Annotated in this window: 14 protein-coding genes; 5 read left to right on the top strand and 9 right to left on the bottom strand. The window is 73.1% G+C overall.

Annotated features, from left to right (window positions below):
* Positions 1–90 precede the first annotated feature (90 nt).
* Positions 91–1,986 (top strand): helix-turn-helix domain-containing protein, encoded by a 1,896-nt coding sequence (locus DDQ41_RS09950; protein WP_109294171.1) that lies wholly within the window; start codon positions 91–93, stop codon positions 1,984–1,986.
* Between the two features lie 359 nt (positions 1,987–2,345).
* On the opposite strand, the gene DDQ41_RS09945 is transcribed toward DDQ41_RS09950, so the two are convergent.
* From DDQ41_RS09945 to DDQ41_RS09935, 3 genes are all read right to left on the bottom strand, one after another.
* Positions 2,346–3,746, bottom strand: coding sequence for an MFS transporter (locus DDQ41_RS09945; RefSeq protein WP_109297653.1), 1,401 nt, complete (start codon positions 3,744–3,746; stop codon positions 2,346–2,348).
* 379 nt (positions 3,747–4,125) lie between these two features.
* Entirely contained in the window at positions 4,126–4,332 is a 207-nt protein-coding gene (locus DDQ41_RS09940; protein ID WP_109294170.1) for a hypothetical protein, read from the bottom strand.
* A 259-nt stretch (positions 4,333–4,591) separates the two neighbouring features.
* Positions 4,592–4,765 (bottom strand): CsbD family protein, encoded by a 174-nt coding sequence (locus DDQ41_RS09935; RefSeq protein WP_109294169.1) that lies wholly within the window; start codon positions 4,763–4,765, stop codon positions 4,592–4,594.
* Between the two features lie 165 nt (positions 4,766–4,930).
* Here DDQ41_RS09935 and DDQ41_RS09930 point away from each other — a divergent pair, with 165 nt between their 5' ends.
* Positions 4,931–5,101, top strand: coding sequence for a hydrophobic protein (locus DDQ41_RS09930; protein ID WP_109294168.1), 171 nt, complete (start codon positions 4,931–4,933; stop codon positions 5,099–5,101).
* Between the two features lie 105 nt (positions 5,102–5,206).
* Here DDQ41_RS09930 and DDQ41_RS09925 read toward each other — a convergent pair whose 3' ends face one another.
* A complete protein-coding gene (locus DDQ41_RS09925; RefSeq protein ID WP_109294167.1) occupies positions 5,207–6,097 on the bottom strand; it encodes a LysR substrate-binding domain-containing protein in 891 nt (296 codons plus the stop codon).
* Positions 6,098–6,154: 57 nt separating this feature from the next.
* Here DDQ41_RS09925 and DDQ41_RS09920 point away from each other — a divergent pair, with 57 nt between their 5' ends.
* Positions 6,155–6,556 (top strand): DUF5997 family protein, encoded by a 402-nt coding sequence (locus DDQ41_RS09920; protein WP_109294166.1) that lies wholly within the window; start codon positions 6,155–6,157, stop codon positions 6,554–6,556.
* A 423-nt stretch (positions 6,557–6,979) separates the two neighbouring features.
* Here the strand turns inward: DDQ41_RS09920 and DDQ41_RS09915 are convergent, their stop codons facing one another.
* Positions 6,980–7,714, bottom strand: coding sequence for an LAETG motif-containing sortase-dependent surface protein (locus DDQ41_RS09915; RefSeq protein ID WP_162602641.1), 735 nt, complete (start codon positions 7,712–7,714; stop codon positions 6,980–6,982).
* A 350-nt stretch (positions 7,715–8,064) separates the two neighbouring features.
* On the opposite strand from DDQ41_RS09915, the gene DDQ41_RS09910 reads away from it, so the two are divergent.
* The gene (locus tag DDQ41_RS09910) at positions 8,065–8,229 is read left to right on the top strand and encodes a hypothetical protein (protein WP_373995417.1); all 165 of its coding nucleotides are present in this window, start codon (positions 8,065–8,067) and stop codon (positions 8,227–8,229) included.
* 324 nt (positions 8,230–8,553) lie between these two features.
* Positions 8,554–10,758, top strand: a complete 2,205-nt coding sequence (locus DDQ41_RS09905) for a DUF1996 domain-containing protein (RefSeq protein WP_109294165.1) — start codon at positions 8,554–8,556, stop codon at positions 10,756–10,758.
* A 93-nt stretch (positions 10,759–10,851) separates the two neighbouring features.
* On the opposite strand, the gene DDQ41_RS09900 is transcribed toward DDQ41_RS09905, so the two are convergent.
* The 4 genes from DDQ41_RS09900 to DDQ41_RS09885 all read right to left on the bottom strand — a co-directional run bounded on the left by DDQ41_RS09900 (position 10,852) and on the right by DDQ41_RS09885 (position 15,012).
* On the bottom strand, positions 10,852–11,601 hold the full coding sequence (locus tag DDQ41_RS09900; protein ID WP_109294164.1) for a VOC family protein: 750 nt from the start codon (positions 11,599–11,601) through the stop codon (positions 10,852–10,854).
* 383 nt (positions 11,602–11,984) lie between these two features.
* On the bottom strand, positions 11,985–12,632 hold the full coding sequence (locus DDQ41_RS09895; protein ID WP_174720276.1) for a LutC/YkgG family protein: 648 nt from the start codon (positions 12,630–12,632) through the stop codon (positions 11,985–11,987).
* Complete coding sequence (locus DDQ41_RS09890; protein ID WP_109294162.1) at positions 12,629–14,263, bottom strand: lactate utilization protein B; 1,635 nt, start codon at positions 14,261–14,263, stop codon at positions 12,629–12,631. The genes DDQ41_RS09895 and DDQ41_RS09890 overlap by 4 nt, the downstream gene beginning before the upstream one ends.
* Positions 14,260–15,012: a (Fe-S)-binding protein gene (locus tag DDQ41_RS09885; protein WP_109294161.1), complete on the bottom strand. Its 753-nt coding sequence runs from the start codon at positions 15,010–15,012 to the stop codon at positions 14,260–14,262. Before DDQ41_RS09885 ends, DDQ41_RS09890 begins: the two co-directional genes overlap by 4 nt.
* Positions 15,013–15,234 lie beyond the last annotated feature (222 nt).

Here is a 15,234-nt window from a genome sequence, read left to right as displayed (position 1 = left end):
CCGCGAGCCGCGGGTGACGCGGTTGTCCACAAGGGCCCCGTCGTCCACAGGGCTGGCGGGACCCCCGGCACGACGGGTATCCCTGTGACCATGTCCCACGAACAGGTCTCCTACCTGGAGCTCCTCGCACGCGGCGCGCACGCCGAGGCATACGACCGGCCCGTGTTGCTGGCCCGGGCGGCCGGTGCCGGCCCCGAGGCGCTGTCCGGCCTCGAGCAGGCCAAGCAACTCGCCCTGCGCGTCCGCGCCGAACTTGAGGGCAGACGCCGCCGCGAGGCGGAGCTGTCCGCGCTCTTCGAGACCGCGCACGACCTGTCGGGGCTGCGCGACCTCGACGCGGTACTGCGGGCCATCGTGCAGCGCGCCCGCTCCCTCCTCCGCACGGAGGTCGCCTACCTCAGCCTCAACGACCCCGCGGCCGGAGACACCTACATGCGGGTCACCGAGGGCTCGGTGTCCGCCCGCTTCCAGCAGCTCCGGCTCGGCATGGGCGAGGGGCTCGGCGGACTGGTCGCCCAGACCGCCCGGCCGTACGTGACCGACAACTACCTCGACGACGAACGGTTCCGGCACACCCGGGCCATCGACTCGGGCGTGCGGGACGAAGGACTCGTCGCGATCCTCGGCGTCCCGCTGATGCTGGGCAGCCAGGTGATCGGCGTGCTCTTCGCCGCCGACCGCCGCGCCCGGGTCTTCGAGCGGGAGCAGGTGGCGCTGCTCGCCTCCTTCGCCGCCCACGCGGCGGTCGCCATCGACACCGCGCATCTGCTCGCCGAGACGCGGAACGCACTGGCGGAGCTGGAGCGGGCGAACGCCATCATCCGCGACCACAGCGCCGTCATCGAGCGCGCCTCGGGCGTCCACGACCGGCTCACCGAACTGGTTCTGCACGGCGGCGGGGTCCAGGACGTCGCCCGTGCCGTGTCGGAGGTGCTCGACGGGACGGTGGAGTTCGCCGAACCGGACGCGCCCGCGCTGGCCGGCGTGGAGTTCTCCGGCGCCGACGGCCACGCCGTACGGCACGCGGACGACTGGGTGGTGGCCGTCTCCGCCGGCGGGGAACTCCTCGGCGCGCTCGTGCTGAGCGGCCACCCCGCCCCCGACCCCGTCGACCGGCGCACCCTGGAGCGCGCCGCCATGGTCACCTCGCTGCTGCTGCTGGCCCGCCGCTCCGCCGGCGAGGCCGAGCAGCGGGTGCGCGGGGAACTGCTGGACGACCTGCTCGACTCACCCGGACGCGACCCCCGCCTGCTGCGCGAGCGCGCCGCCCGGCTACGGGCCGACCTGGACGCCCCGCACGTGGTGCTCGCCGCCCGCGTCGACGCCCAGGCGGCCGGCGGACGCGGCGACCGGGCCACCGCAGACCGCCAGCGCCTGTGGTCCGCGGCCTCGCATCTGGCGGCCACCCGCCACGGACTGGCGGCGACCCGCGACGGAGGCACGGTGCTCCTGCTGCCGACGGGACCCGAGGGCAGCGCGCCCGAGCTGGCACGCCAGGCGGCGAAGCAGCTCGGCGCCACCCTCCGCGAGCCCGTCACCGTCGGCGCCTCGGCGCCGGTCGCGGCACCCGCCGGAAACCCCGGCTCGGTCGCCGCGGCCTATGCGGAGGCGCGGCGCTGTGTGGAGGCCCTGAGGCTGCTGGGCCGCTCCGGGGAAGGCGCGGCGGCACCGGACCTGGGATTCCTCGGGCTGCTGCTCGCCGACACCGGGGACATCGGGGGATTCGTCCACCGCACCATCGGGCCCGTCGCCGACTACGACGAGCGCCGCGGCACGGACCTGGTGCGCACCCTCGACGCCTACTTCGCCAGCGGAACGAGCCCGGCCCGCACCAAGGACGCCCTGCATGTGCATGTGAACACGGTCGCCCAGCGGCTGGAGCGCATCGGCAGGCTCCTGGGCGCGGACTGGCAGTCGCCCGCCCGTGCCCTGGAGATCCAGCTCGCGCTGCGGCTGCACGCGATATCGGGGGCCGCGGTGCGCTGAAGGCCCTTCCCCGCCGGGTGTGCGGCGCCGGCTGACCCGGGGCCGGTGCGCCGGGGCCCAGACCGAGTGTGCGGCCCGGTCGTCCGATCCGCCCGCGCCCCGGTGTTCCCGCGCTGCCCGGGCCACCGCAGACCGCGCCGGGGGCACGGCCCCACCGCACGCCCTGGCCGGCCCGCCCCACCGGCCACGTCCTTCGGTCGCGTCCCTTCGGTCACCTGCCCCGGGCAGGGCCCGGGGGCGCGGACGCACCCGCCAGGCGCACGGCGCCTACCCGTCGCCCCGCGCGCCCGGGGCCGCGCCGACCGTTGTGCACGGTCCACGCGGCTCCGGAGGTGTGAAGGTGTGACGGTGTGAACGGGTCAGGCGGAGGCCGGGGCGTCCGCCGCGTTCGATTCCCGGGCGTCCCGGGCCGCACCGTCCTCCGGGACGCCCGCTCCGACGGAGGCGAGGTCGCGGTCACGGGTCTCCCGGGCGCACGCCACGGCCACGACCGTGAGCAGCGCGGCGGCGATCACGTACAGCGCGATCGGCGTGGAGCCGCCGTACTCGGCGAGGAGCGCCGTGGCGATCAGCGGCGCGGGCGCCCCGGCAGCCACGGAGGAGAACTGGGCGCCGATGGAAGCGCCCGAGTACCGCATGCGTGTCGCGAACATCTCCGAGAAGAAGGCCGCCTGCGGGGCGTACATCGCGCCGTGCAGCACGAGTCCGACCGTGACGGCGAGCAGCAGGCTGCCGAAGGACCCGGCGTCGATGAGCGCGAAGAACGGGAACATCCACGCGCCCACGCCCACCGCGCCGATCAGATACACCGGCCGTCGGCCCAGCCGGTCGGACAGCGCGCCCCAGAACGGGATCACCGCGAAGTGCACGGCCGACGCGATCAGCACCGCGTTGAGGGCCGTCTGCTTGCTCAGGCCCGCCGACGTGGTGGCGTAGACCAGGATGAAGGCGGTGACCACGTAGTAGCTGATGTTCTCCGCCATCCTGGCGCCCATGGCGATCAGGATGTCCCGCCAGTGGTGCCGAAGCACCGCCACGAGCGGCATCTTCTCGACCTGGCCGGACTCCGCCTTGCGCTGCTCCGCCTGGGCCAGCGCGGCCTTGAACACCGGCGACTCGTCGACGGAGAGGCGGATCCACAGTCCGACGAACACCAGCACACCGGACAGCAGGAACGGTATGCGCCAGCCCCATGAGATGAAGGCGCTCTCCGACAGCACGGCGGTCAGCGCCGCCAGCACCCCCGTCGCCAGCAGTTGTCCCGCCGGAGCGCCCGTCTGCGGCCACGAGGCCCAGAAGCCGCGCCGGCGTGCGTCGCCGTGCTCCGACACCAGCAGCACGGCTCCGCCCCACTCACCGCCCAGTGCGAACCCCTGGACCAGCCGCAGAACCGTCAGCAGCACGGGAGCGGCGCTCCCGATGGTGGCGTGCGTCGGCAGCAGACCGATCGCGAACGTCGCCCCGCCCATCAGCAGCAGGCTCAGTACCAGCAGCTTCTTGCGGCCGAGGCGGTCCCCGTAGTGCCCGAACACCAGCGCCCCGAGCGGCCGGGCGGCGAACCCGACCGCGTATGTCAGGAACGACAGCAGGGTTCCCACGAGCGGATCGGAGTCCGGGAAGAACAGCTTGTTGAAGACCAGCGCAGCGGCTGATCCGTAGAGGAAGAAGTCGTACCACTCGATGGTCGTGCCGATGAGGCTCGCCGCGACGATGCGCCGCAGGTTCGAGGGCTCGGGTGGAGCGGTTGCCGAGGCGGCCATGAACACCACTTCCAGGCGTTGGCGGGGACGTATTCGTGTCGGCACAACGTAGGAAGCGGCACGTCACCATCACATATGGTGGGACACCATAGTTCTCCCTGTCGGAGTGCGCTAACCCACCATGGAGGCGGTGCCGGGCTCTCCGTGAGGCGCACCCGGACCCGGGCCGGACCCGGCGGGAGGCCCCGGGCGGCGGCTGGCTTCCGGCCGCTCGGGAACAACTCCCCGTCCGCCGCTCGGTCATTGCTCCCCGGTCCTCGGTCCAGGAAGCTCATCACCGGCGAGTCGACGAAGTGGCCGGAGTAGCCGTAGTGGCCGATATAGCCGACATGGCTGGACGAGAAGGGCGCTGTGAAAAGCTGTTCCGGGATGCCCCGCTTTACGGAACGAGGAGGGTCCTGAACCTGTCGCGCAGCGGCTCGCGCAGCTCTTGGTCCGGGTGCGTCGGCTGTTCGTCGAGCGGGAGGATGCCGGTCGCGCATGCCAGGGCGCGGGTCATCGCGACGGGCCTCGCCGCGACGGCCAGCGCGATGCTCTCGGCCCGCAGCCGCTGGTACTCGTCCCGTCGCGGATGCCGCCGGGACAAGCGCACCGAACGGCGGCCGGTCTGCCGAGTCCAGCCGAAGGAAGTCTTCCGGTTCGCTGTTCGACTCCCCAGCCCACGCGCCACGGAAGTCACCGTCTGCACGACGTCCAGCCGTGCGGGAAACGCTCCCTCGCCCCCGCAAGCTCAGCCCGCTCAACGCCCGCGGTCCTCGCCGCACCCGCGGATCGCGGGTGCGGCGAGGACCGCTCGAACTCCGTTCCGCCGCGCGGACACCGGGCCCCGGGGCCGGACGTGCCGCTCAGCGGTGAAAGGCGTCCCCGGCCTTTTCCTTCGCCTCGCGCATGTCGCCCATCGACTGTTCGGCGCGGCCCTCGGCGGTCATCCGCCCGTTGCCGACGGCGCGCCCCACCGCCTCCTTCACCTTGCCCCTGACCTGCTCGATCCGGGCCTGGGTCTTCCCGTCCGCGGCCATGACTCTCACTTCCCGAAGAACTCGACAACGGGTGCACGGCGTCGAATATCCGGAGCGCGCTCCGTCAAACCCGGTACGCACGAGAAAAGACAAGTGAACGGTCGGCTGTTCCTCAGGTGTGAATGCGCAGACCCGGGGCAACCGTGGGTTCGGAGGTTGATAAACATGGTCCCGTTGCTTCTGGTTCTCATACTCGCCGCGCTTCTCTTCGGTGCCGGATTCGCTCTCGAAGCGCTCTGGTGGATCGCCGCGATCGTGCTCGTCGTATGGCTGCTCGGCTTCGTCATCCGGCCGGCCGGGCCCGGGGGCGGCCGAGGACGCTGGTACCGCTGGTAGGGCGGCCTCGGCCGCCGTCCGTCCGGACGCGGGTGTCCCGGGAGGGCTTCTCCCGGGGCATCCGCGTTTCCCATGCCGGGACGGGCACCTCGCGGGCTCCGGACGTCAGGAACGGCGGCGCGGCCTGCCGGGCCGGGCACCCCGGCGCCCGGCCGGAGTACCGCCACGCCCGGTGGCCGCACCACGCCGGCCACCCGCCGCGGACGTGCCGCCGGCCGCCTCGCGCGCCGGGCGGCCGGAGCGCCGGGCCCCGCCCTTCGGCTGGTCCTTCGGCTGGTCCCGTGCCGTGCCCCTCGTCGTGCTCTTCGTCCCGTCCTTCGCCGTGCCCTTCGCTGTGCTCTTCGTGCTCTTCGTCGTGCCCTTCGGCGGCTCGGCGGGGGAGAGGCGCCGGCCCCGCGCGCTGTTGACGGTCCTCCCGCGGACGATGCCGATGAAGTCGTCCACCAGATCGGTGGTCCGGTCCTCCGGCCAGGACAGGGCGACGCCCGACCGAGGGGCGTCCGTCACCGGGCGGTAGGTGAGGTCCCTGCGATGGTGCAGACGGGCGAGGGACTGGGGGACCACCAGCACACCCACCCCCGCGGCCACGAGTGCGATCGCGTCCGCCGTCGTCGCCGGCCGCTCAACCGCGGGACGGCCCGGCAGGCCCTGCCACGGGAGGGTGTCGTCCAGCGGGTGGAACACGACGTCGTCGGCCAGGTCCTCCAGGGCGACCTCGTCGACGGCCGCGATCGCGTGGTCCTTCGGTACGACGACGACCGTCGTCTCCGTGTAGAGCGGGATGGCGCTGAAGACGGTGCGGTCGACGGGCAGCCGGACCACACCGGCGTCGGCCGCCCCCTCGCGCAGCAGGCGCTCCGCCTCGGCGGCAGGTACCGCGAGCAGGTCCAGAGGAGTGCCGGGCAGCCGCTCCTGCCAGATGCGCACCCATTTGCCGGGGGTCACGCCCGGGACGTACGCGAGTCTGAACGAGGGGGGAGCTTCCGAGCCGGTCACCGCTCCAGGTTATCCGGCGTGGTTCGAGCCCGTGCACATGCTCGATATCCTGGAGCCATGACGTCGCACCACGGCACCCAGACCATGAAGCCCGCCACGGCGGCGAAGAAGCTGGGTGTGTACCTCGAGGCCACCCCTGCGGAGTTCCGGGAGGGTGTCGTCTCGCGGGACGAACTCAACGCGCTCCAGGCCGACCCGCCCGAGTGGCTCCGCGAGCTGCGGAGCCACGGCCCGCACCCCCGGCCCGTCGTCGCGGCGAAACTGGGCGTCTCCATCTCGGGCCTGGCCCGGGGCGGGGTCACCGAGGCCCTGACAACGGAGCAGATCGAGGCACTGAAGCAGGAGAGCCCGGAGTGGCTCCAGCGCGAGCGCGCGACCCAGGCCGAGGTGCGGAAGGAGGCCGTGCGCCTCAAGGAGAGGCGCGCCGCGAAGGAAGCCGGGGCCGAAGAGCGTTCCTGAGGCGCGGCTGCGCAAGGCGGCGCCGGCCCGGTTTCCGGTCCTCTTCCGGGGTCCTGCCTTCTTCCGGCCCTGGTCCTGTGCTCTTCCGGGGTCCCGTCTGCCTCCCGGGTCCCGTCTGCCTCCCGGGTCCTGCCAGGTTTCCCGGTCCGCTCCGTCTCCCGCCGTCTCCCGGTCCGTCTCCCCGGTCCGGCCGGTGTTCGAGCCGGGTAGGGCACCAGCCCCGGTCCGCGACCTCCGGGTTGCGTGCGTGTGCGCCGAGCCCCCGTCCCACCGGTGAACGTGACCACCCTGCGGGCTTCGGGCGCCGGGTTTCGGGCTCCGCCGTACGGCACCGGCATCGGCAACCGGGCGCCGGAGTGACCAGGGCACGGCCGTGCCCCGGGGCCCGTGCAGGCCCCGGGGCACGGAACGGGCGGCGGGCGGTCAGCTCCGGCCGGCGCGGCGCCTGCGCGTCACCACGAGGATGCCGGCACCCGCCGCGACCGTCGCGGCAGCGGCGCCCGCGATCACCGGCGTGGCGCTGGAACCGCCGGTCTCCGCGAGAGGCGGCGTGCTCGGCGCCGGAGCGGGCGGGGCCTCGGAGCTGGGAGGCTCCGTGGCGGGAGGCTCCGTGCCGGGCGGTTCCGTGGCGGGAGGCTCCGTGGCGGGAGGCTCCGAGCTGGGCGGTTCCGAGGCGGGAGGCTCCGTGGCGGGAGGCTCCGAGCTGGGCGGTTCCGAGGCGGGAGGCTCCGAGGCCGGCGGTTCCGAGCTGGGCGGTTCCGAGGGCTCCGGCTCCTGAGGCGGCTCCGAGGGCTCCGGGGTCTCGCATACGGGCGCGGTCTTGGTCTCGTCGCGCGAGAAGCGTTCCCCGTCGCCTGCCTTCACCACAAGCCGCACCTGGATCTCGGCCTTGTGCTCGGGCAGTTGCAGGGTCTTGCTGAAGTCACGCCCGAACTCCTGCGTGGGCAGCAGGTCCTTGCCGTCGGCAGTGATCGTCACCGTGTTGGTGACCCGGGAGCTGTACGCCTTGAGGTCGACGGTGACCTCGGAACACGTCACCGTCCAGACGGGCGTGTGGGCCGAGGCCGGAGCCGCGTTCAGGCCCACTCCGACCAGTCCGAAGGCAGCGCCCGCTATAAGAGCGCCCGAGCGCTTCCACGCACGGGTGGGTGCATTCATCAATCCTCCATGGATGTCCTGACACATGGTCTGACGGCAGCGCACAGTACTCCTCCCGTACAGCACGGTTCACTCCGCCCCCGATAACGACTTGGTTCCCATCGCCCTGACGGACACCGCCCGTTCAGGTGTGCGATTCGGCGGCTCGGCGAGGGACCGTCGCCGCGGCGGGCAGGACCCGGCGGCGTCGCGCGGCAGGAGCAGGAGCAGGAGCAGGAGACCCGGCCTCGCCTGCGCACCGGCACCACTCCACGTCCGCCGGGGAGGTGGGACCTCTGTGCTCTGGCCGCGCGGGGCCGCGCGGGGGCGAGCGGGGTGAGCCCGGTACTGAGGACGCCACCGACCGCCTCGTGGCCGGAGCGGTCCAGTGGGCCGCGACCACGGCACCCGAGGCGGAGGTCGGCTCCGTCGTGGTCCCGGGTGAGCCGCTGACCGTGCTCGAAGCGGAGTCCCGGGAGGCCGAACCCGACGTGGTGGGTTCCCGCAACGGCACCCGCAACGGCACCGGCAGCTGAGGGGCTTCCTTCCCGCCCCGGGGCACGCTCCTCCCATGTCTATGCCCATCTCTATGCCCATGTCTATGCCCGGGCCCAGGCCCGGGCACCGCCGGGGAAGCACCGGCCATGTGCGTGCGTGGGTCGTCCCACCGCGCCGGGCCCAAGAGTTGCCGATCGATCTGAACGCGCACCCGGGGGCGTCCGTATGGAACTCAGCGGGTCCCCCACAGCCGTTCGCGTCCACGCGCGAACCGGCAGAGACGCACAGGAGTTCCATTGAGAAGAAGTTCACGCAGGCGCTCAACGGGCGGCAGGAGAGTAGTCGCGACCTCGATCGCGCTCATGCTGGGCGGTGGCGGGCTCATCGCCGTCAACACCTATGCCTCGGCCGGCGAGGGGTGGGGGAAGTCACAGGACCGGACTCTCGGTGCCGGTGCCTCTGCCTCCACCATCAAGTGCCCCGAGGCCGCGAACGGGCTCTCGGAGGTGCCCGATGCGGCGCGGCGCGAGGTCGACAGGGAACTGGCCGCGATGGACAGCCAGATCACGGAGGCGTACAAGCGCTTCGCCGAGCAGCGGGAGCAGGTTGCCCAGGACCCGGGATTCGCCGAGAACGCGGTCCTCGGTCCCCTGGAAGACAAGCGGACGGCGAGCCTGGACCGCATCGCCACGGCGATCGGCCGTGTGGGCGATCGGCCCAAGGGCCTCGAGTCCATGGCGGCCTGCGAGTTGAAGCAGGACGAAGCCGACGACGGTGGGAACCAGGGTGGCAACGGCCAGGGTCAGGACGGTGGTCAGAACGACGGTGGTCAGGACGATGGCGGTCAGGGCGGTGGCGGTGGCGGTCAGGCGGGCAATGGCCCGGTGCAGGCCGACTTCGTCGACATCAAGTCCGTCAAGCCGAACGCGGGCGACCCGCGCAACCGGCGCGGCGTCTCCCGTGGTGTCTTCAAGACGAGCTGCGGGGTGAACGAGAACGGCAAGTTCAACCCGGACAACGTGATCGTCGCACCCGGTGTCGCCAACGGCGCGCACCATATGCACGACTACATCGGCAACCAGGCCAACGACGCGTTCGCCAGTGACGACGATCTCGCCGCGGGCGAGACGACCTGTGTGAACCAGGGCGACCGGTCGTCGTACTTCTGGCCGGTGCTGCGGCTCCAGAACGGGCAGCAGGAGGACGACGCCGACGCCGACGGCGGCGGCAAGGACCAGAACGTCGGCGAGATCCAGACACCGTCGCAGGTGACCATGGACTTCGTGGGCAACCCGCGGTCCAAGGTGACGGCGATGCCGCGGCTTCTGCGGATCATCACCGGCGACGCCAAGGCGTTCGTCAACGGCGACGCCAACGCGAACGCCTCCTGGAGCTGCACCGGCTTCGAGAACCGCCAGCTGAAGGACAAGTACCCGATCTGCCCCCAGGGCAGCCAGGTGGTGCGGACGTTCAAGTTCCAGAGCTGCTGGGACGGCCAGAACACCGACAGCGCCAACCACCGCACCCATGTCGCCTTCGCCCAGGCCAACGGCGCCTGCCCCAACGGCTTCCGCGCCATCCCGCAGCTCGTGCAGCGCATCGTGTACGACGTGCCGCCGCCGGTCTTCGGCGGGGCCAACCCGAGCGTCTTCGCCGTCGACTCCTTCCCGGAGCAGCTGCACAAGCCCATCACCGACCACGGCGACTTCATCAACGTCTTCGACCAGAACCTGATGGAGGAACTCGTGAGCTGCATCAACGAGGGACGCGAGTGCGGTCCCGACGATGCAGGCGCACCTCCGGCGGACGATGGAGGCAACGGCGGTAACGGTGACGGCGGTAACGGCGAGGGCGACGGAGGCAACGCAGGCAACGGAGGCGACGGAGGCAACGCAGGCAACGGAGGCAACGGAGGCAACGGCGACGGAGGCAACGCAGGCAACGGCGACGGAGGCAACGGAGGCGACAACGAGGAGAACCCCGGCGACCCGGCCCCGCCCAACGAGGGCGCCGCGGGCGGCCAGGAGGCACCCGGTGCCCCCGGCGGCGACGGTGAGCCCGGCGCGGCCGCCGGTGCGGGGCAGGACTCCGGCCAGGACGGTGCGGGGCAGGACTCCGGCCAGAATGGTGAGGGCCAGAACGGATCCGGCCCCGCTGACAACGGCGCTGCTGACAACGGCTCCGGCGACAACGGCGCTGCTGACAACGGCAACGGGGACCCTAAGGCGCCGGATGGCGGCGGCGAGGTGAAGAACGGCGAGGTTCTCGCCAATTCCTCCGCCGGGTCCTCCGCCGGGTCGTCGACGGGTTCGTCCGCCGGTACGAACGACTCCGCGCAGACCGGTGCGGGCGACGGCGAGCCCGCCGCCCAGCCCACCGAGGCAGCTGCGGGGAACGCCGCCGAGCCCAACGGCGGCGGCAGCCCCCTGGCAGGCAGCCAGGGTGGCGGGCTCGCCGAGACCGGTGCGCAGCTGTGGCCGTCCGCGGCCGGGGCCGTACTGCTCGTGGCGGGTGTGCTGCTGCTGCGTACCCGCCGTCCGCAGAGTGCGGCGGCTCGTCGCCGGTGACCCGGATCCTTCCCCCATGCCCGGCCGGCCCTCGTCCCGACGGGGGCCGGCCGGGCTGTGTGAGCGCTCCGCTCGCTTCGGCCGGGCGGTGGCTCAGTGCGGGAGCCCCGGCACCGGATCGCTGGACGTGACGGTGAACAGGCCGCCGTCGGGGTCGCGGAGGCTCACCCAGTCGTCCGCGCGGGCCGGGTCGCCCGGATCACCGACGACCCGGCCGCCGAGCCCGACGGCCGTCCTTACGGCGAAGTCCACGTCCGGCACGTAGAAGTACACGTGCCAGCGGGGGCGGATGTGCGGGTCGGGCGCTTCTCCGACCGCGCCGCCGGTGATCCGGGCGACCATGTCGCCCTGGTGCCGCAGGACGACATGGTCGTCCTCATAGGTCACTTGGCAGCAACCGGGCTGCGCGCAGGCCCAGTCCAGCACCTCGGCGTAGAAGATCGCCGCCTCGAAGGCATCGCGGGTGCGCAGTTCCAGCCAGGCCGGGGCCTTGTCGGTGCCCATGCTCCAGTCGGGGATGGCCCTGCCCTGCCAGATGCCGAACACGGCGCCGTCGCGGTCCGCGGCCAGCGCCGCCCGTCCGGTGCCGAAGCTGAGCGGGCCCACCGCCACCGTTGCGCTGCGCTCCTGGATCCGGGCCGCGGTCGTATCCGCGTCGTCGACCGCGAAGTACGGTGTCCACGCCACCGCGACCGAGAGGCTGTCCGCGAGGGCTCCTACGCCGGCGACCGGAGTGCCGTCGAGGAAGCCGACGGAGAACTCCTCACCGAGCCGGGTGGGACGGAACGCCCACCCGAGCACCTCGGAGTAGAACTCTTCCGCCGTCGGGAGGTCACGAGCCATGAGGCTCACCCAGCACGGAGCGCCGAACAGCGCATGACTTGACGTAGACACGACAGCCGCCCATCTCCACGCCGCGCGTGTCCGGGCACGCGGGACTGGAACCTCCACGCTACTCCGCTCCTCCGGTGCCCGCCGTACCGCGTCACTCCCGGTGACCGGGACCCGCACGGAGGTGAGAGAGTCCCTGGACTGCGCCGGTTCGCCGGCGCGCGGGCTCACCCCGCGGCGCGCGGTAGACCGAGCGCGCTGCGGACCCGTCGAGCGCGGCCCCGCCCACCTCGGGTCCGGTACGGCACGGCGGCACGTGCGGCAAGGCAGGTACGGCACGGCGGCACGTGCGGCACGGCAGGTACGGCACGGCGGCACGTGGGGCACGGCCTGGATCAGCCTTCCAGCAGGACGACCTCCAGTGTGCGGGGCCCGTGGACGCCCTCCACCCGGTCCAGCTCGATGTCGCTGGTCGCCGACGGCCCGCTGATCCAGGTCAGCGGACGCGTCGGGTCCAGCCGCTCCAGTGCCGACGGCACGGAGTCCACGACCTGCCCGGGGACCCGCACCACGCAGATGTGATGGTCCGGCACCAGGGTGATCCGGCGGCGACCCTGCCCCGGGCCGCCGTCCAGCACGACCGTCCCGGTCTCCGCGACGGCGACCGCGCAACCGGTCAGCACGCTGTCCACGGCGTCCAGTTCGACGGGCGTCGCCCTCGGATCGTCCGGGCACAGCCGGACGCCCGCCGCGGCGGCCGCCGCGGGCCACCGCTCCGGCAGTCCTTCCGGGACCAGGAGCGTGCGGGCGCCCCGAGCGGCCAGCAGCCCGGCGACGAGTACGGGCAGCCGGGCCGGGGACACCCGGTGCACGAGCGCCCGGTAGTCCGCGAGGTTCCGGGCCAGCAGGTCGGCGGCCGCGTCAGGGGCGCGTGCTCCGTCGGGACGGCCCCCGGTGACCGGCACGTCCTCCGGCCGCTCCTCGCGTGGTACGTCCGCCAGCGCCCGCCGCACCCGGCCGAGCACCGTGTCCCTGTCGCTCATTCCGGACTCCCCTGGCCGCGTGTGCGTGCCCACCAGTCGCGGAACGACTCCGGTGGGACCTCGGGGAGCGCCCGGGTCCCGGTCCAGGCCCTTCCCGGCCCCGGCAGGCGCCGTGGGTGCAGCCGACGGGTGCGGGAGGCGATGCGCTGGGCCGTGCGCAGCGCGGCCGGGTGGTCCAAGGTCCAGCGGGCCGCGCGCATCGCCGCGCGCTCCGCCGCGTGCCCTCGCGCCGGGCGGATGACGGCCTTCTTCCCGCCGCGGGTCACGATGCCGCCCTCGGCGACCCGCTCCCGCAGATGGACCAGGACCTCGGGGATGTCGATGGCGACCGGGCACACCTCGTAGCAGGCGCCGCACAGGGACGAGGCGAAGGGGAGCGAGGCGTCCAGCTCGCTTTCGGTGCCGCGCAGTTGGGGGGTGAGGATCGCGCCGATCGGGCCGGGGTAGGGCGAACCGTACGCGTGTCCGCCGGCCCGCTCGTACACCGGGCAGACGTTCAGGCAGGCGGAGCAGCGGATGCAGCGCAGCGCCTGGCGTCCCACGGTGTCGGCGAGCGTGTCGGTGCGGCCGTTGTCCAGCAGGACGAGATGGAAGGCGCGCGGGCCGTCGGCGCCGCCCGCCCGCGCCCCCGCCTCTGCCCGCGTCTCCGTCCCGGTCCGCGTTCCCGCCCGCGCCCCTGGCCGCGCCTCTGCCGCCGCCCGGGCCTCTGCCGCCGCCCGGGCCTCTGCCGCCGTCTCCGCCGTCTCCGCCGTCTCCGCCGTCTCCGCCGTCTCCGCCGTCCCCGTCCACATACTGGTGTACGGGTTCATCCGCTCGGCTGTGGAGGAGCGCGGCAGGAGTTGGAGGAACACCCCCAGGTCCCGCCACGTCGGCACGACCTTCTCGATGCCGACCACCGAGATCAGCGTCTCCGGCAGTGTCAGGCACATCCGGCCGTTGCCCTCCGACTCGACCACCACCAGAGTGCCGGTCTCGGCGACCATGAAGTTGGCGCCCGAGATCGCGACCTTCGCGCGCAGGAACTTCTCCCGCAGATGCAGCCGGGCGGCTTCGGCCAGTTCGGTCGGGTTGTCGCCGAGGCCGTCCGGGGCGGGCCGGCCCCAGTCCGCCATCCGGGCACGGAAGATGTCGCGGATCTCGGCCCGGTTGCGGTGGATCGCCGGTACCAGGATGTGCGAGGGCCGGTCCTCGCCCAACTGCACGATCAGCTCGGCGAGATCGGTCTCGCAGGCGGTGATCCCGGCGCGGCCCAGCGCCTCGTTGAGCCCGATCTCCTGGGTGGTCATGGACTTGACCTTGAGGACCTCCGTCTCGCCGGTGGCGCGGACGAGTCGGGTGACGATCCGGTTCGCCTCGGCCGCGTCCGCGGCCCAGTGGACGGTTCCGCCCGCGGCCGTCACGGCGGCCTCGGTCTGGACCAGGTAGTGGTCCAGATGGCGCAGCGTACGTTCCTTGATCGCGGCCGCCGCCGCGCGCAACCGCGGCCAGTCCGCGAGTTCCGCGACAGCCCTGGCCCGCTTGTCGCGGATGGTGTGTGTCGCGTGCCGCAGATTGCCGCGGAGGGTGCCGTCGCGGGTGGCCGCGGCCGCCGCCCTGGGGAACGACGGCATCCCGAGATACGTACCGCTCAACGGACGTCCTCCTCCGTGCTTGCCAGGATCTCGGCGATGTGGACGGGCCGCACCGGCGAGCCGAGCCGGGCGAGGGTGCCGCCGATGTGCATCAGACACGAGTTGTCGACCATGCACACCGCCCCGGCGCCGGTGGCGCGGATGCGGCGTGCCTTGTCCGCTCCCATGGCGGCCGACACGGCGGCGTTCCTCACCGCGAAGGTCCCGCCGAATCCGCAGCACTCCTCGGCGCCTTCGAGTTCCCTGAGCACCAGCCCGCCGACGTGCTCCAGCAGCCGCCGCGGCCGGTCGCCGAGCCCGAGCACCCGAAGGCCGTGGCACGTCGGATGGTAGGTGACGGTGTGCGGGTAGTACGCCCCGACGTCCGTCACCCCGAGCACGTCGACCAGGAACTCCGTCAGTTCGTACGTGCGCGGGAGCGAGGCCGCCGCCGCATCGGCGAGTGCCCGGCCGCGCCCTTCGGCGGCGGCCCTGGCACCGATCCTCGGATGGTTGTCACGGACCATCGCCGCGCACGAGGCGGACGGCGTGACGACGTGGTCGTAGCCGTCGAAGGCGGCGGCGTGGCGGCGTACCAGGGGCTCCGCCTGGTGCCGGTAGCCGCTGTTGTACTGCGGTTGCCCGCAACACGTCTGCGCGGGCGGGAAGTCCACCTCCACGCCAAGGCGTTCCAGGAGCCGGACGACGGCCCGGCCGGTGCGAGGGAAGAGCGTGTCGTTGACGCATGTGACGAAGAGGGCTACCCGCATGGCCGTCCTTCCCGGCAACCGCCGCCACCACAGTATCCCCGCAGGTCCCGGCCGGGCGGCGGAACGGCAGCCGCCGGGCCGCAGTGCCGCAGTGCCGCCGGGTACGCGTGTCCTGGGCGTTCGACCGGCGCGGGCCGGGCCCTCGGCCGCGGAGGACGCGGGCGGGCGTTCGCCGGCCGAGGACCGGCGGCGCTGGGCGGGGCGGGCGTTCGCCGGCCGGGC

The organism is Streptomyces spongiicola (genome assembly GCF_003122365.1).
Classification (GTDB): Bacteria; Actinomycetota; Actinomycetes; order Streptomycetales; family Streptomycetaceae; genus Streptomyces; species Streptomyces spongiicola.
This window is presented reverse-complemented; position numbering and strand designations above follow the sequence as displayed.